Source organism: Wielerella bovis, assembly GCF_022354465.1.
GTDB lineage: Bacteria > Pseudomonadota > Gammaproteobacteria > Burkholderiales > Neisseriaceae > Wielerella > Wielerella bovis.
The window spans coordinates 1,507,391-1,524,387 of the sequence record NZ_CP092361.1; the positions used below are offsets into that span (position 1 = coordinate 1,507,391).

Here is a 16,997-nt window from a genome sequence, read left to right on the forward strand (position 1 = left end):
TCCTAAAATAGGTTTCAGGCTGCCTGAAATGCCCGTATGCGTTTATTTAATTCGTGAATCACAATATGGCTGTTGCTGCCAAATGTAATGTCATCATCGCTTTGCACCATGCGTTCCAAATTTAATTTAATTTGACGTTCAGGTGTAAAAATGATGATGCCGACATCTTCATCCCAAGCTCTTCTATTCGCAGTACGTTGCTCATACCAATGAACCACTTGTTCAATTTCTGTGTATTTCAGGCTGCCTGAATGGGGATAAACATGAAAATACAAGCTGTCATGATTCAAACAAATACATTCCGTTTTTTTGCCGTTCCAATGATAAAGCAAACGCAGTTCCCGACTTATTTTGACACACAACCATACCAATATGCCAATCGCCATTAAAACAATCAACCATACTTCATCAAACGGTATTTGCAGCAATAAATACAGGAATATCGCAAGAATACACAAAGCCGAAAAACCATACACCAGCAATGGAAAAATCAAGTTGGGACAAGGTTGAAAAAACCATTGCTGTTGTTGTAAGTATAATTTTGACATTTTCAGGCTGCCTGAAAAGTTTTTAAGCTGGTGTTTTCGTGTGCCAATCGCTATTCAACTGCATTTGGTGTGCCACGCCCAAGATTTGGCTTTCGCGGAAATAATTGCCAATCAGTTGCACGCCAATCGGCAAACCGCTCGCGCTGAAGCCAGCAGGCAAACTCAACGCAGGCAAACCTGCCAAATTGACCGCAATCGTATAAATATCAGACAAATAGGCTTGTACAGGGTCGCTGTTCAATTCTCCCAATTTGGGCGCGGCAGTTGGCGCATTCGGAGCCAAAATCACATCGCATTTTTCAAAGGCTGCCTGAAAATCATTCGCCACCAAACGGCGCAATTTCTGCGCTTTCAAATAGTAAGCGTCATAATAGCCGTGCGACAAAACGTAAGTGCCAATCATAATGCGGCGTTTCACTTCCGCGCCAAAACCTTCGGCGCGGGTGTTGGCGTACATTTCTTCCAAGTCTTTGAATTGATTGGCACGATGTCCGTAACGCACACCGTCATAACGCGACAAATTGGTGCTGGCTTCGGCAGACGCCAACACATAATACGCTGGAATGGACAACTCGGTTTGTGGCAAGGAAACTTCAACCATTTCAGCACCTTGCTGTTTCAGCAACTCAATCGCATTGTTTAAGGCAGCCTGAACGTCTGCGCTGTTGTTGGCGGTAAAATATTCTTTCGGCAAACCGATTTTTAAGCCTTTAAGTGATTGATTTAAATCACGGGTGTAATCTTCTTTGTCGCGTTCCAAGCTGGTGGAATCGCGTTCGTCAAAACCCGCCATTGAGTTGAGCAAAATCGCGCAATCTTCGGCAGTTTGCGCCATTGGGCCTGCTTGGTCAAAACTGGACGCGTAGGCAATCATACCAAAGCGCGACACCACGCCATAAGTCGGTTTTAAGCCCGTGATGCCGCAATGGGACGCAGGTTGGCGGATTGAACCGCCCGTATCCGAACCGAACGCGGCGGGTGCCAAACGTGCCGCCACCGCTGCCGCCGAACCGCCCGATGAACCACCTGCAACGTGTTGAACATCAAAAGGATTTTTGGTCGCGCCATAGAACGAGCTTTCATTGGTGGAACCCATGGCAAATTCGTCCATGTTCACGCGACCGAGCGTTACCATACCGTCATTCAACACGTTTTGCACGACTGTGGCGGTGTAGGGCGCGATGAAATTGTCCAACATTTTGGACGCGCAAGCGGTGCGCCAACCTGTTTGGCAAAAAATGTCTTTAAAAGCAATGGGTACGCCTGTGAGCGCGTGGGCATTGCCTTGCGCCAAACGCGCGTCTGCGGCAGCGGCTTCGGCAAGGGTTTTGTCTTTGTCCAGCGTGATGTAGGCGTTGATGGCGGTGTTTTGCGCGTCAATCGCGTTCAAATATTCGCTTGCCAATTCTACGGCGGAGATTTTTTTGCTTTGCAATAATTCACTGGCTTGTTTTAAGGTGTAAGTGGGCATGGTTTTTTCTCGTTAATAAAATATTGAAAAATAAATAAAAAAGGGTTTTGTAAATAGGTTTCAGGCTGCCTAAAAAATGTTTTAGTCTGCAAAACCTATTTTTCATTTAGAAAAATTATTTCTGATAGGGGAAAATACAGTTATTTATCAATTCATTAATGATATTGTCATCTATTTGATTTTCGGTATTGTCCTTGAAAATTTTGGATTGTACAAATTCTAAACTTTCATCTGAAATTTGACCAAAAACATCAAGCCTATCTCGGTAAAAAGGATGGGAACGCAACATTTTTTCCAATGCCGAGTTGATAGGCGGACTGCCAGCATAAAGCAATGCAGCTAAATCGTCAGATTCAAATTTAGTGAAAAAGATTAACTTGATTAAAGCCAAAATTTCATCATGATTTAAATGAATTGGGTTATTGTTCATAAATGTACACGATTTTCAATCATTTGGTGCAGTATAAGCCCTGTAACATTTTCAGGCTGCCTGCTTCAACAAAGTTAAAAAATTGTCAGCCAAAGATATAGCTGCATTCTACAACGGTCTGCGATTTGCCGTTGATATTCACAGGCAATAATTCCGCTCTCAGGGTTTCATGCTCTTCCAAAACAATATTGAAGTGTTTGCGTGGGCGATATTTGTTTGCCAACACGCGGCGAGCCTTTTCAATCGGCACATCAAGCAACAAACGCTGGTATTCCATACCTGCGGTTTCTTCCGCTATGAAAGTTTGGCTGTAATGCACCACGGGCAAGCCATAATATAATAATGTCCTTTGAGCGACAATCGGATTTGGTTAAAAGTGTATTTTTCGCGTTCGTCCCACATTTTATGAAAGCTGACTTTTTGAGCCGCTTGATTGCGATATTTTGCAGGCAGCCTGATGTTTTGTGCCAAATAAAATTGTCCATTTGCGTTGGTACGAACTGCGCCCATGCTTTCTGTAAACGCGCTCAATGCTGGACTGGTATCACAACCTTTTTCCCATGGTTTGAACAAGCCCGACCAATCGGCTGGTGCTGCCAAAGCGACAGGGGAAAGCAAATACAAAAATGTGCTTATCAATAAAAATTTTTTCATGGTGGGAAAACCTTTCAGGCTGCCTGAAAAAACCATTCAATCGGGCGGCTGTCCGTCATGCGCCAACCATTGACATTCTTGCAACGCCATTTCGCTGAACACCGCGCAAAACGATGAATTTTCAGGTGAACAGGCGTAAATGCCAAATTGAATTTTGCCTGTGGCGGCGTGTAAATGGGCAATCCGCATTTGATGAAAACGGCTGCCGTCCAATGAATATTCTATGCGAAAATCCTGTGCGCGGCGGCTTAAACGATACCAAACGCTGCGGCAATGGGTGGGCATTTCGCAAGTCGCCCAGTCGGAATAGCCGTGATTGGTGACCACGCTGCCCAAATGTTGGAAGTTGGCATTTTCGTATTCCACCGATGCTTTGAGCCAATTTTCGCTGTCCAAATACACGACTATGCCACATTGGTCAAAGCGTTGTTTGCTTTCAGAAAAATCGGTTTTGACCACAAAACTGAAATGGCTTTCATCGGTCGCCATTTGGAACATGGGGGCGTTGTCGTTCTGAAAATGGTAGTAGGTGCGTTGCCATAAATCGGTGTGGGCTTGGGTTTGGATTGTGATTTTATTTTCTTTTATTTCAAAATATTGGGGTGGATTTGTCCATTGCCATTGTTCAAAATTCATGATTTTTCTCGTTTTTTTGGGGAAAATGGGGTTGCAGGCTGCCTGAAACCGTTATTTTACTTAATGAATGGGCAATTTGTGTCGCAATTTTTCTTGCTTGATGGCTTCAAAAATCATCAACCATTCTTGGTGCAATTCGGGGTGCTTGATGTCAAGCGGCTGAATGTTCGGCAATCGTGTTTTAATGTGGTGGTCGCGCAATTTGCCTGTGCGTGTGTCGCGCAAACGCCATTTGGCAACATAATCGCCTGTTTTTAAATTTAAACTGTCTTGACCTGCACCTTCATTTGCTGCGGTGCCAAAAGCCCAAAAATCGTAGCCTATGTATTGCATTTTGCCATTGGTGGCATTGTGGGCGTAGTGGAAACTTCTGCCGTGTCGCATTGCGCTACACGACACGATAAAACCAACTCGCGCATTTTTTAAATGGGGTGGTTCATCGCAAACATTGTGTTCTGTGATGACTTTGTTTTGGCTGGATAATTTGATGTGCAACACGTCATCTTGTAACCAAACGCTGTCGGGTTTTTGGTCGCCGTCCAAATCTTTGTTTATCCGAGTTTCAGCGTGAATGGTTTGGCTGAATAATAGGGCGAACACGCTCATCAATAAATGTTTTTTCATGATTTTTCCACTTTCAGGTTGCCTGAAACTCAATCAGATTCATCAAGTGCGTACAGTTTATTAACAATTTCACTCGGTAAACCTTCATCATATTCTTCAAAATCAATTTCAAGGTCTACAAAATCATGACCATTAATGGTCGCCAACATTTCGGCAGGCACTTCGCGCACACGCACAATATCTTCATATTCAAACGGCATGCCGCCATCGGTATCGTAAGGGTCGTACCAAATATTCGCATTGGTATAGAAACCATTGGTGTAACGCGCTTCTATCAAACGCGTCAGTCGCCAATCTTCTTGCACAAAATAGGGAACGTCTTGTTCATCATCAAATTGCGTTAAATAATCCGCGCCCAAATTCCAATAAATTTTTAAAATAACCGCTCGTTCCGTTTCAGGCTGGTCAATCAACCACGCCAAACCTGCCTTGTTGTCATCATAATTTGAACGCGCGGCATAATTGAATTGTTCGGCAGGTGTGGCGTTTTTCAAAAAATCAAGAATTAACTTTTCTGTTTCATTATTCATTTGTTTAACCTTTATTCTTTCAGGCTGCCTGAAATTCAATCTGGCGAAGAAATCGTTTTCACTTCCACATTTTTGCCGCGCTGACGGAAAATAATGGTTGTTATTCCGCCTTCAAAATTTTGCTCAATGTGCAAACCGTTTTTGATTGGCATGTAAATAAACGGAATTTGCAATTTCGTGTCGGGATAGACAGTTACGGCTTTTTTCGGCATGGTCGGCAACAGTCTGTATTTGCGGTATTCGCCTGTCAGGTGTTTCAGTTGCTTTTGGCGATATTGTTGATAAACGCGTGCCACATTGGTGTTGGCGTAATGGCAAGTTTCGGTGTTGTTATAATTGTCTTTTGAATAGACGGTATGACATTTGGGCGCGGCGTAAACTGTGTTTGCCAGAAACAATGTTGCCAATAAAATCAATTGTTTTTTCATGATTTTGAACTTTCAGGCTGCCTGAAAATTTAACCTGCATCGGTTTTAATTTGCCCAAAATCGCTTTTTGCCAAGGCTTTTTGTTCAATAAATGCCATTAATTTATTGCCGTCTTGCCAGCACCATGCCAAATCATTGTGCGATTTCAAAGTCAAAAAAGGCAACCAAGTTTCGTTTTCCACTTCGGGCGTGGGGTCATAACCCAAAGAATAAAATGACGGATAACCTGCCAAATAATCAGGCGCTTGTTTTTCTTGTCTATAATCACCGAATAAGTCAAAAAACTCACGACGTGATTTTTTATTATCAGGAAAATCCAATTTTAATTCATCAGAACACGGCATATTTAAACCATATTCAAAAGTAATGCTTTTGGCGTGAATCACCGTACCATCGTGCAGTATGTTCATTTTGTCTTGATGCAAAACACGCTCGGTTTTTTCATCAAAATAATATGCCACAACATAATTTTCATCGCCAAAAAATGGTTCTTCATCATCGCTTTCCCAATCTTTACTACATTCTTGATAAAACAAAGACAAAATACCTGTTTGGGGAAATTGTGAACGCAAAGGATTGTCGCTTGGCAAATCGGTAAAATTGATTTGGGCGAAAAACAGGTATTCTGTACCTTTTGGTGTTTCAGGCAGCCTGAAATCAACTGGCAGATAAGGTGCGCCACCAAAATAACTGCTATTTTGATGAATGTCTTGTTCCACAAAAGAAATGTCAAAACAAGGCTTTGCCAACGCCAACCAAGCATTTTTATCAAATTGTGGATTTTGTTCAAAAAATTGATTTAAATCTGACACTTTCATTATTCTGTCTCTATTATTTTTAGGCTTTCAGGCAGCCTGAAACTTCATTCTTCATTTTGACGAATGGTTAAAGCATGTTCCACCGTTTGCTCTGCCAGCACATCGCCAGCCACATTGGTCAGTTGGAAATAAAATCCTGATATTTCACGAACAGGGTTTTCTGAAAAATCCACATCTTCCCAGTTGATAATAAAACATGGATTATCATCTTCTTGGCATTCATCATAGCTCAATAAACTTGATTTAAAAATACATTCGCCAATTTCGCTGCCAAGCATGTCATAAATCCACACAATCACGCCATGTTTTGCTTGATGATTTAAATACATATACGAACTCAAGTCGGTATTGTGTGCAATGGTACTGTGTTCATCAACGGGGATTAAATTGTCATTTTCATCAGCCATATTGGCATAATATAAATTGTCAGGCTCAAATGTAATTGGGGCATCTTGACCATCGTCATGCCAATTTTCCACTTTTAATGGAAAATCAATTTGTAATGATTCAATCGCAATATCATAACGATTGTATGCTTTAATCATAAAACCGCTAATATCGCCAATTTCATTCATATTGAAATTTAAATCCAATAAGCCATCAACTGTTTCAGATATTGGGTCAAAACCATAAGATAAATCCGTGAGTGGCACACAAGAAAACCGCACATTTTCATTGCATTCAGCCTGTATTCGCACGGTAATTTGTGAATCAATGCTGATGCTGTCGTTGGGCGATAAAATATGTCCGTCATACCGCACAGACACAAATTCAATGTTCAAATTATCCTTATCTGCCGTTTGACGTTGCGCCAATTCTTCTGATGAAAAAGGTTTGTACACATAATTGATGTTGTGTACTTCATGATATAAAGCATCATTATTGGTGCTTTTGGCAGAAAGGATTGCACCCGTAACGGTTAAACCATTGGGATATTTTTCTGCATCAATATCATTCAGATAAAAATAACGCTCAATGGTGTGGCGCCCTGCTGGCAACACATCAGATGGCATATAACCACCATTAGGCAATTCATCTTCCTTAACCTGCGAAAACATCCAAATTCGACAATCATAACGACTTTCAAAATCAATGGTCGCCCACAATAAATCGCCATCACTTAAAGACTCGGATTCAGGTGTTTTAAATGTGATGCTGTGCAAAATAAATTCAGGTTTAGGTTGAAAACCAAACAGTTTGCTAAACAATTTACCAAAACACGACATGATAATATTTCTTTGCTAACTAATTTCATCAAATTAAATTCAGGCTGCCTGAAACATTTTCATTATCTTGAAGAGGCAGCCTGAAACCTTTAACGCATATTAAATAATAGGCAAATTTTCTTTCCCAATTTCCCAGAAATCATCAGGAAGCGGAGGGTCTTCATATTCTTCCTCCTCTTCTTCTGGTTCGGGTTCTTTGGGTGGACTGGCAACCGCTTTTGGCGGCGGTGCCACATCTTTTGCCTTATCCTGATTGCTTACCGAAGTTGTTTCAGGCTGCGTTGATTTAGGTGCAGTTTCTGGTTTAGATGCGACAGGCTGATTATTTGCAGATTCCTCCGCAGGTTTTTCAGGCTGCTTATTTTGATTCTCTGTTTCACCATGTTTCCATTCAGTAGACACTTGAACTTCCTTTGGTGGTGTAGTTGTTTTGGCTGGCGAACTTGGCGCAGATTTCTCTGTTGCATCTGCCTTGTTTTCAGGCTGCCCTACTGTATTTTCAACTGATTTGGTATCTGCTTGAACAACAGGTGGATTATCCACTTGTTGTGGTTTAGGCGCAGTTGGTGCTGTAACATTTGACTGCCCCACTCGTTTGCATACCTCGCGTATCACACCATCATTAGGTTGCGATAATAATTTCAACTGGTCAGCAGTATATTTCGGTACAGGAAATTCATTGGCATCAACGATTTCGCCATTCGTACTGTAATGGGTAGTGGTGCGAATGGTGCGAATACTGTTGGCGCAATCAATCTGCTCAAACCAACGATTATAAGCATACCATGCACCCGTTGCTGGCGATTTTTGCGGTTTAGGATAATGGTATTCTATCAATGCAGTAATCACGCCATTTTCTTGTTTGATACTATCTGCCAACAAAAATTCGCGGCTACCCGATGGATTTGCTTCTCCTGTCGGCACATAATTTGGATTGCGTGTCGGGTCGGGCATTTTGTGTTCGGTCGGTTTTTCAGGCTGCGATGTTGCTACGCCAATATTTTCAGGCTGCCCATCATCAGGTTCCTGAGATTGCCACAAATCAGTATATCGTGTCGTAAAACGAGTTTCATGTATCACATGGCAGCCTGAAAACAAAATTGAACACGCCATCGCCAAGGCAATAGAACGCAACTTCATATTTAACTTTCAATCACTTGTGGCACGATATACAAACGATTGCGTACATCAGGCGCAACTGCTTGATATGCCGCCGCATGGTCGGTTTCCACAACTGCATCTTCGCGCAAACGCAACGCCACTTCATGCGGATGCGACATAGGCTCAACACCATCGGTATTGACCGCTTGCATTTTTTCCACCAACTCAAAAACAGCATTCAATTTTTCCAAAGTTGCCGTTTTTTCCGCATCGTCCAAAGACAAACGCGACAACTTGGCGATTTTTTCCACATCATCTAATGTCAGAGCCATATCTAAAAATTCCTTAAAATTTTGATTTAGTAATTTGAAAAATTAGGGTATCATTGCGTGTTATTTATGCGCAGCGTGCGCAATTATACCCGAAAACGTTTTTAAAAGTATGATGATTTTTTCAGGCAGCCTGAAAGCTATCATGCTTTACCCATTGTTTATATTTAATTAATTTTAACAGGACGCATCATGCTTGGTTTTTTTACTCGCTATTTTTCTAACGACATTGCCATTGATTTAGGCACAGCCAATACATTAATTTATATCAAAGGCAAAGGCATTGTATTAGATGAACCATCTGTGGTAGCCGTTCAATCTGACAACGCAGGCAGAAATGAAACTCTCGCAGTCGGCGCAGAAGCCAAAAAAATGTTGGGTCGTACCCCTGGTAGCATTCAAGCTATTCGACCATTGAAAGACGGCGTGATTGCTGATTTCAACGTAACAGGCAAAATGCTCAAAGCCTTTATCCGCAAAGTGAACAACAGCAAATGGGCAGCTACGCCACGCGTTGTGATTTGCGTACCTTGTGGCGCAACCCAAGTAGAACGCAAAGCCATTCGTGATTCTGCACAAGAAGCAGGCGCATCAGCCGTTTATTTGATTGAAGAACCGATGGCAGCCGCTATTGGCGCAGGTTTACCGATTGAAGAACCCACAGGTTCTATGGTGGTGGACATTGGTGGCGGTACAACCGAAGTGGGCGTGATTTCATTATCAGGCGTGGTGTACTCACATTCTGTGCGCGTAGGTGGCGATACATTTGACGAAGCGATTATTCAATATGTGCGCCGCAACTATGGTATGCTGATTGGTGAAGCATCTGCCGAAGAAATCAAAAAACGCATCGGTTCCGCTTTCCCAAGCACCGAAGTTAGCGAAATGGAAGTTAAAGGTCGTAATTTGGCGGAAGGTATTCCACGCTCGTTTACCATCACATCAAATGAAGTGTTGGAAGCATTGGCAGACCCATTGAGCCAAATTGTGCAAGCCGTACGCAACGCGCTGGAACAAACGCCACCCGAACTGGGCGCAGACATCGCAGAACGTGGCTTGGTATTAACAGGTGGCGGTGCATTGCTCAAAGGTTTAGACCGCTTGTTGGCTGAAGAAACAGGGTTACCTGTGTTAATCGCCGAAGATGCTTTAACGTGCGTTGCGCGCGGTTCTGGTAAAGCATTGGATATGGTAGGCAAATTAAATTCTGTATTTGTCAACAATCCATAAAACTGTTTCGACTTGATGGATAACAGATTATGGCTCACTGGTTTCCCAAACCAAGTGAGCCATTGTCTGCTTACATAATTAAAAAATTTATTGAAAAAACTTAAACAACTACTTTCAGGCTGCCTGAAACATTGTGCTACACAAGTAAATACTTAAACACATGTCAGACCAATCCCTTTCCTTTACCCAACGCGGTATTCGCCCCGTTAATAAGCTGATTTGCTTATCTATTTTATCCATTATTTTATTGATGCTAGATAGCCGATATTCTGCTGTTCAAACAGCTAGACGCTATGTAGCAACCGCATTGTTTCCATTACAATGGCTCGCTAATCAACCACTTGAATGGTATGAATATAGCAGCGCCATGTTTCAATCACAAAACTATTTATTGAAAGAAAATCAACGCTTAATGCAAGAAAACACTCGCTTAAAACTCCAAGCGCAGCAAGCAGAATTACGCGGTAAAGAATTATCAGACCTTAAATCATTGATGTCTTTGCAAAATCATGGCTTACAAATTACCACCGCTGCCGAAATTATTTCTAACGGCAAAGAACCTTCAGGCAGCCGTTTGATTATTAATAAAGGCGCAAACCACAATATTCGCGCAGGAGATGCCGTTGTAGATGACACGGGATTAATTGGACAAATCAATCAAGTCCACCCATTAAGTGCAGAAATCAGCCTATTAACAGACAGCACCTCAACCATTCCAGTCATGGTGGCACGAACAGGGATTCGTTCTTTATTATACGGTGGCAGTGGTAACATTTCTTTACGCTACTTTCCAACCGATGCCGATTTACAACCCAACGATATTTTGGTTACTTCTGGCTTGGACAGCATTTTTCCTGCAGGTATCCCTGTGGCACGCGTCATCCAAACCAGCCGTAATGCAGGCACCCCTTTTTATCGTGTACAATTAGAACCTTTGTCCGATTCGCGCAGCAGTAAATATGTATTAATACTACCGCAAACCGAACTTCCTAATTTTCAGGCTGCCTCTACACCAATGGCAGCATCCGTTCCGACACAACCATGAATGAATCAGAAACCTTTTACCATAAAATCCCTAAGAAGCTGATTTATATCAGCTTTATACTTGCTATTTTAGTGGATTTTATCCCACTTTCAGGCAGCCTTTTTTACTGGCTACCTGAATTTACTGCCTTAATATTAATGTATTGGGCAATTAACCGTCCACAAAATGTGGGTATTGGCACCGCTTTCATTTTAGGCTTACTTATAGATATTGGCATCGCAGCACCTTTAGGAGAACACGCTTTAGCATACATCTTTTCTCTCTATTCAGTGATTCACAACCGTCGCCAAATCGTGTTATATAATTACGGTATTCAAGCCATTGTGGTTTTTGCCGCTCTAATGTGTAGCGAAATCATTTTAACCTTGATTCGTTTGCGTTTTACCCATCATTTTAATGGTTGGACAACTTTTCTCGCACCCTTTGTTGGGGCATTATTGTGGCCATTGTTAAACAAAATTATGGTTTCCATTTTGAATTTCTATTACCTCCGCCGATGAAAACACCACGTCAGCTTTCAGGCAGCCTTTCATACCAAATCAACAACCGCCATCGTGATTTTATTTTGCGATTGGTGGTTGCTTTTGTGTTTATTTTAATTTTATTTAGCTTGCTTATTGCGCGTTTTGTCTTTTTGCAAGTCCGTAAACACGATGAATACGTTGCCCGAGCAACAACTAATCGTATTACACTGATACCAACTCCTCCCATTCGTGGCGAAATTACCGATGTAAATGGCATTGTGTTGGCACAAAATTATCCTGCCTATTCGCTTGAAATTATTCCCAATCAAATTGAAGGCAAAACTGAAGATTTGATTGAGGCACTCAAAGCGTATGTAACTTTGGACGAGGCAGATTTGCGCCGTTTTAAAAAATTTCGTGCCGATTATCGCTCATATGAAAAAGTGCCCCTCAAATTAAAATTAACACCCGATGAAGCCTCACGCCTTGCCGCACATTTGTATCGTTTCAAAGGTGTAGAAATTAATGCGCGTACATTCCGTGAATATCCATTTGGTCCATTGACTGCTCATTTTCTAGGTTATATTGGACGTATCAGCGACCGCGATATGGAAAAATTGACCGAAAATAATCGTGCTATGGCGTATCGCGGTACAACACATATTGGCAAATCAGGTTTGGAAGCATTTTATGAAGAGCAGTTGCATGGTTCACCTGGTTATCAAGAAGTAGAAAAAGATGCGGCAGGTAATATCATGCGGATTATTCGTTCTGAACCTGCACAAACAGGACAAACTTTACGTTTATCCATGGATATTCGCTTACAACAAGAAGCTGACCGTCTGATGCATAATCGTCGCGGTGCTATGGTTGCGATTGACCCTCAAACAGGTGGTATTTTAGCCTTTGTTTCTAAACCCAATTTTGACCCTAATATTTTCATTGATGGCATTGACAGCGAAAGTTGGAAAGCATTGAATGAAAACTGGCAACGTCCATTAATCAACCGTGTAACACAAGGTTTGTATCCACCAGGTTCCACTTTCAAGCCATTCATGGCAATGGCATTATTAGAAAGTGGCAAAATCACACAAACTTCCATTGTGCCCGCTCCAGGTGCTTGGAGTATTCCTGGTACAACACACCAATTCCGTGATTCAGTACGCAGTGGACACGGCGCAGTTAATTTATCACGTGCCATTCAAGTGTCTTCGGATACCTTTTTCTATCGACTCGGTTTTGAAATGGGCATCAACCGCACTTATCCTTATTTGGCTGCTTTCGGTTTAGGTTCTCCAACGGGCATTGATTTACCAGGTGAATATCGCGGCATTCTGCCTAGCCCAGAATGGAAAGCCAAACGTTTTGCCAAAGGTACCGAAAAGCAACGTCATTGGAATCCTGCCGAAATGGTTCCTGTTAGTATCGGACAGGGTTACAACACCTACACACCTTTACAAATGGCACATGCCACCGCTATTTTGGCAAATAATGGCGTAGTTTTCCGTCCACATTTGGTTAAAGAAATACTGGACCATGAAAACCAACAAATTACCGTTATTGACCCTAAACCTGAACGCATTTTGCCGTATAGTCAAAGCAATTTTAACTACATCAAACATGCGATGCAGCGTGTATTGCAACCAGGCGGAACAGCATACAAAAAAATTGGTAGTGGCTTGCATTACACTATGGCAGGCAAAACGGGAACAGCACAAGTTGTCCAAATCAAACAAGGTGAAAAATACAATGCCGCAGCCTTGCGTGTACAACACCGTGACCATGCTTGGTTTATTGCCTTTGCACCTGTAGATAAACCACAAATTGCTGTTGCTGTCATTTTGGAAAATGCAGGCTGGGGGTCAAATGCCGCACCATTGGCTCGTCGTTTGACTGACTTCTATTTATTACGCTTAAAACGTGGTCAATTAAGCAACGAAGTTAAAGGAGCGCGACAAACTGCCAATCCATTGTTGCAACTGAATGCGCCATTGGTCAAACAAAAAAATAGCGTTCAGGCTGCCTTTGAAGCAGTTGCTCAAGAAAAATCTGCGGTTCAGGCTGCCTCTCAACCTGCCGCCGCATCAACTGAAAGATTTGAATAATGTCAAACCATAAAGATGATGCCAACTGGCTTATTAAATTCAAAAATTTATTTTGGGATCCGCTTGACCCTTGGCTATTTTATGCAGTACTGACCATTTATGTAATGAGTATGTTTCTGCTATATTCTGCCGATGGGCAAGACATTGGTCGCTTGGAAAACAAAACCATACATACCATTCTAGGTGTCGGATTATTATTGATTTTTGCGCGAATTCGTCCACAAATTTTAAGTAACTTTGCCCTACCCATGTATGTGATTGGTGTTGTTTTACTGCTGGGCGTTCATTTTTTTGGGATAACCGTAAACGGCTCAACTCGCTGGCTCAATCTCGGCATTGTGCGCTTACAGCCGTCTGAAATCATGAAAATTGGTTTACCCATGACCGTTGCATGGTTTTTTCAGCGATATGAAAGCAATCTCGCATGGTTTCACTATATCGCAGCCTTGGTTATCATTATGATTCCAGGCGTATTGATTTTAAAACAGCCCGATTTGGGTACAGCAACCTTAATTATGGCATCAGGTTTATTTGTCATGTTTTTTGCTGGTTTTCCATGGAAAGCCTTGCTTGCCTCCATTATCGGTTTTTGTGCCGCTATGCCCCTTATTTGGACTTATGGGTTGCACAATTATCAAAAAGTCCGCATCATGACCCTGCTTGACCCAAGCAAAGACCCACTTGGTGCTGGCTATCATATTTTACAATCCATGATTGCCATCGGTTCAGGCGGTGTATGGGGCAAAGGTTGGTTAAACGGAACCCAAACCCATTTGGACTACATTCCCGAAGCCACCACCGACTTTATCTTTGCCGTATATGGCGAAGAATTTGGCTTAATCGGCAATATCTTGCTGCTACTGGTGTATACTATTATTTTGGGACGCGGTTTATATATTTCATCCAAAGCACCCACGCTGTATAGTCGCACATTGGCTGGTGCATTGACCATGACATTTTTCTGTTATGTCTTTGTGAATATGGGAATGGTAAGCGGTATTTTGCCCGTAGTCGGCGTTCCCCTTCCCCTTGTCAGCTACGGCGGTACTGCAACCTTATCTATTATGTTTATCATTGCATTATTAATGGGTATCGCCAATCAGGGAAAACAAAAACATTACTGATATTTTCCCAATGAAAATGCAGCCTGAAAATTGTATAATTTTTCAGGCTGCATCCATCTTTTCAGGCTGCCCTATATCAATATATTTTTTCAAAAAGCAGCCTGAAAAAATTAAGGAGTATAAAAATGAACTTTGAACTTGGAAAACTATTTCTTGCACTCGTCGTCTTAATCAACCCATTGGGTGCACTAGCCATTTATCTAGAACTAACTCAAAACTTTACTAAACGCGAACGTCGCCAAGTGGCACGCCTTGCTGCATTCAGCGTGTTAATGTTAGCTGTTGTATTTACATTAACTGGTTCATTATTATTAAAAATACTCGGTATTCGCATTGGCTCATTCCAAATTGGTGGCGGTATTTTATTATTTTTGATTTCTGTATCCATGGTCAGAGGTGGCAGCAATCCCGCTAAACCCGACATTGGCACCAGTGAAAATAATGAAATCCAAATTAAAACACCACAAAAAACAGATTTAGCTTCCATCGCCGTCGTTCCCATTGCCATGCCAATGATGATTGGACCTGGTGGTATTTCTGCCGTTATTATTCAATCCACTGCTGCACAAACTATTCAAGACACTTTACTTCTACTCGGTGCAGACGTATTGGTTGCCGCATTATGTTATTTGGGATTGATTACCGCCGACAAAATCAGCAAATGGTTGGGGCAAACAGGTTTGACCATTTTCAACCGCATTATGGGCATGATGCTCGCCGCCGTATCCATTGAAATTATTTTGGCAGGCGCACGCAGTCTGTTACCACAATGGTTCTCCTAAATAATATCTAAAGTTAAATATACTTTCAGGCTGCCTGATTATTTTTTGTGATACCATTAGGCAGCCTGAAAAAAAACCTTTTCCTAATTAACCATTATGTCTCACCAAACCATACGCAAAACCGTCCTGTCGCCACACAGCGCAGACAAAATGTTCCAACTCGTGGACCGCGCCGAAGATTATCCCAACTTCCTACCATGGTATGGGCATACCGAAATCCTGTTTCGCAGCGAAACCGAACTCAAAGCACGCCTACACATGGATTACATGGGCGTTCAACAATCTTTCGCCACCCACAACCACAATATCCCCAACCGCGAAATCCGCATCAACTTACTGGAAGGACCATTCAAATCGCTGCACGGTACATGGACATTTGTCCCCTTGGGCGATGACGCATGCCAAATCCAATTTGAATTACACTACGAATTAACAGGCATACTCACGCGCCTGCTCACACCCGTATTCAACAGCGTAACCAACAAACTAGTGGACGCATTCATCAAAGAAGCAGACAAACGCTATGGCTAAACTCACGATTGAAGTCGCATACGGCACGGCGCAAAAACAAAAATTATATCGCTTGCAACTGGACGAACCTTGCACCGCACGGCAAGCCGCCATCGCCGCCCAAGTTTGTCACGACTTTCCCGAAGCGCAGCCTGAAACCGCACCGCTGGGCATTTTCGGCAAAATCGTTCCAGATGAACAACTGTTACACGATGGCGACCGCGTAGAAATCTATCGTCCCCTACTCGCCGACCCGAAAGAAGCACGGCGTAAACGTGTCGCACAACAAAAATAAATCAAAGGCAGCCTGAAAATACCGAAAATATATTTTCAGGCTGCCTAAACCAAAAGGAATCGTATGAATATTAAATTGATTGTTGGATTAGGCAACATCGGCAGCGAATACGAACACACGCGCCACAACGCAGGTTTTTGGTTTGTGGACGAACTCGCATGGCAGATGAAAGCCAGTTTCAAAAGCGAAAAAAAATTCTTTGGCGAAGTGGCACGCATCGCCCGTCCCGAAGGCGATTTGTGGCTGCTCAAACCCGAAACTTACATGAATTTATCGGGCAAAGCCGTTGCCGCACTCGCTCAGTTTTACAAAATCCAGCCCGATGAAATTTTGGTGGTGCATGACGAATTGGATATTCCTTGCGGACAAATCCGCTTCAAACTTGGTGGTGGCAATGGCGGACACAATGGTTTAAAAGACATTCAAGCCAAATTTGGTACGCCCGATTTCTACCGTTTGCGTTTGGGCATTGGACACCCAGGGGAACGCAATTTAGTCGTAGGTTTCGTGTTGAACAAACCGCCTGCCGCCGAACGCCAATTAATTGACGATGCCATCACCAAATCACTGCGCGCCATGCCCGATATTCTGGCTGGCAATAAAGAAGAAGCCGTGCGTTTTTTACACAGCAAATAATTTTTCAGGCT

The 16,997-nt window shown here is 42.5% G+C and carries 22 protein-coding genes; 9 read left to right on the forward strand and 13 right to left on the reverse strand.

Going from position 1 to position 16,997, the window contains the following annotated elements; all coding sequences use genetic code 11:
• Nucleotides 1-14: 14 nt before the first annotated feature.
• From MIS45_RS07380 to gatC, 13 genes are all read right to left on the reverse strand, one after another.
• On the reverse strand, nucleotides 15-548 hold the full coding sequence (locus MIS45_RS07380; protein ID WP_249450057.1) for a PH domain-containing protein: 534 nt from the start codon (nucleotides 546-548) through the stop codon (nucleotides 15-17).
• Nucleotides 549-570: 22 nt separating this feature from the next.
• Nucleotides 571-2,019 (reverse strand): Asp-tRNA(Asn)/Glu-tRNA(Gln) amidotransferase subunit GatA, encoded by a 1,449-nt coding sequence (gatA, locus tag MIS45_RS07385; protein ID WP_249450058.1) that lies wholly within the window; start codon nucleotides 2,017-2,019, stop codon nucleotides 571-573.
• A 115-nt stretch (nucleotides 2,020-2,134) separates the two neighbouring features.
• Nucleotides 2,135-2,449, reverse strand: coding sequence for a hypothetical protein (locus MIS45_RS07390; RefSeq protein ID WP_249448154.1), 315 nt, complete (start codon nucleotides 2,447-2,449; stop codon nucleotides 2,135-2,137).
• An 85-nt stretch (nucleotides 2,450-2,534) separates the two neighbouring features.
• Complete coding sequence (locus MIS45_RS07395; RefSeq protein ID WP_249450059.1) at nucleotides 2,535-2,771, reverse strand: hypothetical protein; 237 nt, start codon at nucleotides 2,769-2,771, stop codon at nucleotides 2,535-2,537.
• A complete protein-coding gene (locus tag MIS45_RS07400; protein ID WP_249450060.1) occupies nucleotides 2,744-3,103 on the reverse strand; it encodes a hypothetical protein in 360 nt (119 codons plus the stop codon). The genes MIS45_RS07395 and MIS45_RS07400 overlap by 28 nt, the downstream gene beginning before the upstream one ends.
• Nucleotides 3,104-3,139: 36 nt before the next feature.
• Nucleotides 3,140-3,739, reverse strand: a complete 600-nt coding sequence (locus tag MIS45_RS07405; protein WP_249450061.1) for a DUF1349 domain-containing protein — start codon at nucleotides 3,737-3,739, stop codon at nucleotides 3,140-3,142.
• Between the two features lie 60 nt (nucleotides 3,740-3,799).
• Entirely contained in the window at nucleotides 3,800-4,363 is a 564-nt protein-coding gene (locus tag MIS45_RS07410) for a hypothetical protein (protein ID WP_249450062.1), read from the reverse strand.
• A 29-nt stretch (nucleotides 4,364-4,392) separates the two neighbouring features.
• Complete coding sequence (locus MIS45_RS07415) at nucleotides 4,393-4,893, reverse strand: DUF4274 domain-containing protein (protein ID WP_249450063.1); 501 nt, start codon at nucleotides 4,891-4,893, stop codon at nucleotides 4,393-4,395.
• A 35-nt stretch (nucleotides 4,894-4,928) separates the two neighbouring features.
• Nucleotides 4,929-5,321: a hypothetical protein gene (locus tag MIS45_RS07420; RefSeq protein ID WP_249450064.1), complete on the reverse strand. Its 393-nt coding sequence runs from the start codon at nucleotides 5,319-5,321 to the stop codon at nucleotides 4,929-4,931.
• Nucleotides 5,322-5,350: 29 nt separating this feature from the next.
• Nucleotides 5,351-6,133, reverse strand: coding sequence for a DUF1963 domain-containing protein (locus tag MIS45_RS07425; RefSeq protein ID WP_249450065.1), 783 nt, complete (start codon nucleotides 6,131-6,133; stop codon nucleotides 5,351-5,353).
• Between the two features lie 50 nt (nucleotides 6,134-6,183).
• Nucleotides 6,184-7,365 carry a hypothetical protein gene (locus MIS45_RS07430; protein WP_249450066.1) on the reverse strand — a complete coding sequence of 394 codons (1,182 nt, stop codon included), beginning with the start codon at nucleotides 7,363-7,365 and terminating at the stop codon, nucleotides 6,184-6,186.
• Nucleotides 7,366-7,464: 99 nt separating this feature from the next.
• On the reverse strand, nucleotides 7,465-8,505 hold the full coding sequence (locus tag MIS45_RS07435) for a hypothetical protein (RefSeq protein ID WP_249450067.1): 1,041 nt from the start codon (nucleotides 8,503-8,505) through the stop codon (nucleotides 7,465-7,467).
• Between the two features lie 2 nt (nucleotides 8,506-8,507).
• Entirely contained in the window at nucleotides 8,508-8,798 is a 291-nt protein-coding gene (gene gatC / locus MIS45_RS07440; RefSeq protein ID WP_249450068.1) for an Asp-tRNA(Asn)/Glu-tRNA(Gln) amidotransferase subunit GatC, read from the reverse strand.
• Between the two features lie 189 nt (nucleotides 8,799-8,987).
• Here gatC and MIS45_RS07445 point away from each other — a divergent pair, with 189 nt between their 5' ends.
• The 9 genes from MIS45_RS07445 to pth all read left to right on the forward strand — a co-directional run bounded on the left by MIS45_RS07445 (nucleotide 8,988) and on the right by pth (nucleotide 16,986).
• Nucleotides 8,988-10,025, forward strand: coding sequence for a rod shape-determining protein (locus tag MIS45_RS07445; protein WP_249448167.1), 1,038 nt, complete (start codon nucleotides 8,988-8,990; stop codon nucleotides 10,023-10,025).
• A gap of 160 nt (nucleotides 10,026-10,185) precedes the next feature.
• Nucleotides 10,186-11,070, forward strand: coding sequence for a rod shape-determining protein MreC (mreC, locus tag MIS45_RS07450; RefSeq protein WP_249448168.1), 885 nt, complete (start codon nucleotides 10,186-10,188; stop codon nucleotides 11,068-11,070).
• On the forward strand, nucleotides 11,067-11,570 hold the full coding sequence (gene mreD / locus MIS45_RS07455) for a rod shape-determining protein MreD (protein WP_249450069.1): 504 nt from the start codon (nucleotides 11,067-11,069) through the stop codon (nucleotides 11,568-11,570). The genes mreC and mreD overlap by 4 nt, the downstream gene beginning before the upstream one ends.
• Entirely contained in the window at nucleotides 11,567-13,639 is a 2,073-nt protein-coding gene (gene mrdA, locus MIS45_RS07460) for a penicillin-binding protein 2 (protein ID WP_249450070.1), read from the forward strand. The genes mreD and mrdA overlap by 4 nt, the downstream gene beginning before the upstream one ends.
• Complete coding sequence (rodA, locus tag MIS45_RS07465) at nucleotides 13,639-14,763, forward strand: rod shape-determining protein RodA (protein ID WP_249442019.1); 1,125 nt, start codon at nucleotides 13,639-13,641, stop codon at nucleotides 14,761-14,763. Before mrdA ends, rodA begins: the two co-directional genes overlap by 1 nt.
• 119 nt (nucleotides 14,764-14,882) lie before the next feature.
• Nucleotides 14,883-15,545: a MarC family protein gene (locus MIS45_RS07470; protein WP_249451354.1), complete on the forward strand. Its 663-nt coding sequence runs from the start codon at nucleotides 14,883-14,885 to the stop codon at nucleotides 15,543-15,545.
• A 96-nt stretch (nucleotides 15,546-15,641) separates the two neighbouring features.
• A complete protein-coding gene (locus MIS45_RS07475) occupies nucleotides 15,642-16,076 on the forward strand; it encodes a type II toxin-antitoxin system RatA family toxin (RefSeq protein ID WP_249450071.1) in 435 nt (144 codons plus the stop codon).
• Nucleotides 16,069-16,350 (forward strand): RnfH family protein, encoded by a 282-nt coding sequence (locus tag MIS45_RS07480; RefSeq protein WP_249450072.1) that lies wholly within the window; start codon nucleotides 16,069-16,071, stop codon nucleotides 16,348-16,350. The genes MIS45_RS07475 and MIS45_RS07480 overlap by 8 nt, the downstream gene beginning before the upstream one ends.
• A 63-nt stretch (nucleotides 16,351-16,413) precedes the next feature.
• Nucleotides 16,414-16,986, forward strand: a complete 573-nt coding sequence (pth, locus tag MIS45_RS07485; protein WP_249450073.1) for an aminoacyl-tRNA hydrolase — start codon at nucleotides 16,414-16,416, stop codon at nucleotides 16,984-16,986.
• Nucleotides 16,987-16,997: the final 11 nt, after the last annotated feature.

Bases quoted from the DNA above. Each gene is read 5' to 3' on its own strand.
- MIS45_RS07420 (WP_249450064.1), bottom strand. From the start codon at position 5,321: ATGAAAAAACAATTGATTTTATTGGCAACATTGTTTCTGGCAAACACA.
- MIS45_RS07380 (WP_249450057.1), bottom strand. From the start codon at position 548: ATGTCAAAATTATACTTACAACAACAGCAATGGTTTTTTCAACCTTGT.
- MIS45_RS07415 (WP_249450063.1), bottom strand. From the start codon at position 4,893: ATGAATAATGAAACAGAAAAGTTAATTCTTGATTTTTTGAAAAACGCC.
- MIS45_RS07480 (WP_249450072.1), top strand. From the start codon at position 16,069: ATGGCTAAACTCACGATTGAAGTCGCATACGGCACGGCGCAAAAACAA.
- pth (WP_249450073.1), top strand. From the start codon at position 16,414: ATGAATATTAAATTGATTGTTGGATTAGGCAACATCGGCAGCGAATAC.
- MIS45_RS07445 (WP_249448167.1), top strand. From the start codon at position 8,988: ATGCTTGGTTTTTTTACTCGCTATTTTTCTAACGACATTGCCATTGAT.
- MIS45_RS07475 (WP_249450071.1), top strand. From the start codon at position 15,642: ATGTCTCACCAAACCATACGCAAAACCGTCCTGTCGCCACACAGCGCA.
- mreD (WP_249450069.1), top strand. From the start codon at position 11,067: ATGAATGAATCAGAAACCTTTTACCATAAAATCCCTAAGAAGCTGATT.
- mrdA (WP_249450070.1), top strand. From the start codon at position 11,567: ATGAAAACACCACGTCAGCTTTCAGGCAGCCTTTCATACCAAATCAAC.
- MIS45_RS07405 (WP_249450061.1), bottom strand. From the start codon at position 3,739: ATGAATTTTGAACAATGGCAATGGACAAATCCACCCCAATATTTTGAA.
- mreC (WP_249448168.1), top strand. From the start codon at position 10,186: ATGTCAGACCAATCCCTTTCCTTTACCCAACGCGGTATTCGCCCCGTT.
- rodA (WP_249442019.1), top strand. From the start codon at position 13,639: ATGTCAAACCATAAAGATGATGCCAACTGGCTTATTAAATTCAAAAAT.
- MIS45_RS07400 (WP_249450060.1), bottom strand. From the start codon at position 3,103: ATGAAAAAATTTTTATTGATAAGCACATTTTTGTATTTGCTTTCCCCT.
- MIS45_RS07430 (WP_249450066.1), bottom strand. From the start codon at position 7,365: ATGTCGTGTTTTGGTAAATTGTTTAGCAAACTGTTTGGTTTTCAACCT.
- MIS45_RS07410 (WP_249450062.1), bottom strand. From the start codon at position 4,363: ATGAAAAAACATTTATTGATGAGCGTGTTCGCCCTATTATTCAGCCAA.
- gatC (WP_249450068.1), bottom strand. From the start codon at position 8,798: ATGGCTCTGACATTAGATGATGTGGAAAAAATCGCCAAGTTGTCGCGT.
- gatA (WP_249450058.1), bottom strand. From the start codon at position 2,019: ATGCCCACTTACACCTTAAAACAAGCCAGTGAATTATTGCAAAGCAAA.
- MIS45_RS07390 (WP_249448154.1), bottom strand. From the start codon at position 2,449: ATGAACAATAACCCAATTCATTTAAATCATGATGAAATTTTGGCTTTA.
- MIS45_RS07435 (WP_249450067.1), bottom strand. From the start codon at position 8,505: ATGAAGTTGCGTTCTATTGCCTTGGCGATGGCGTGTTCAATTTTGTTT.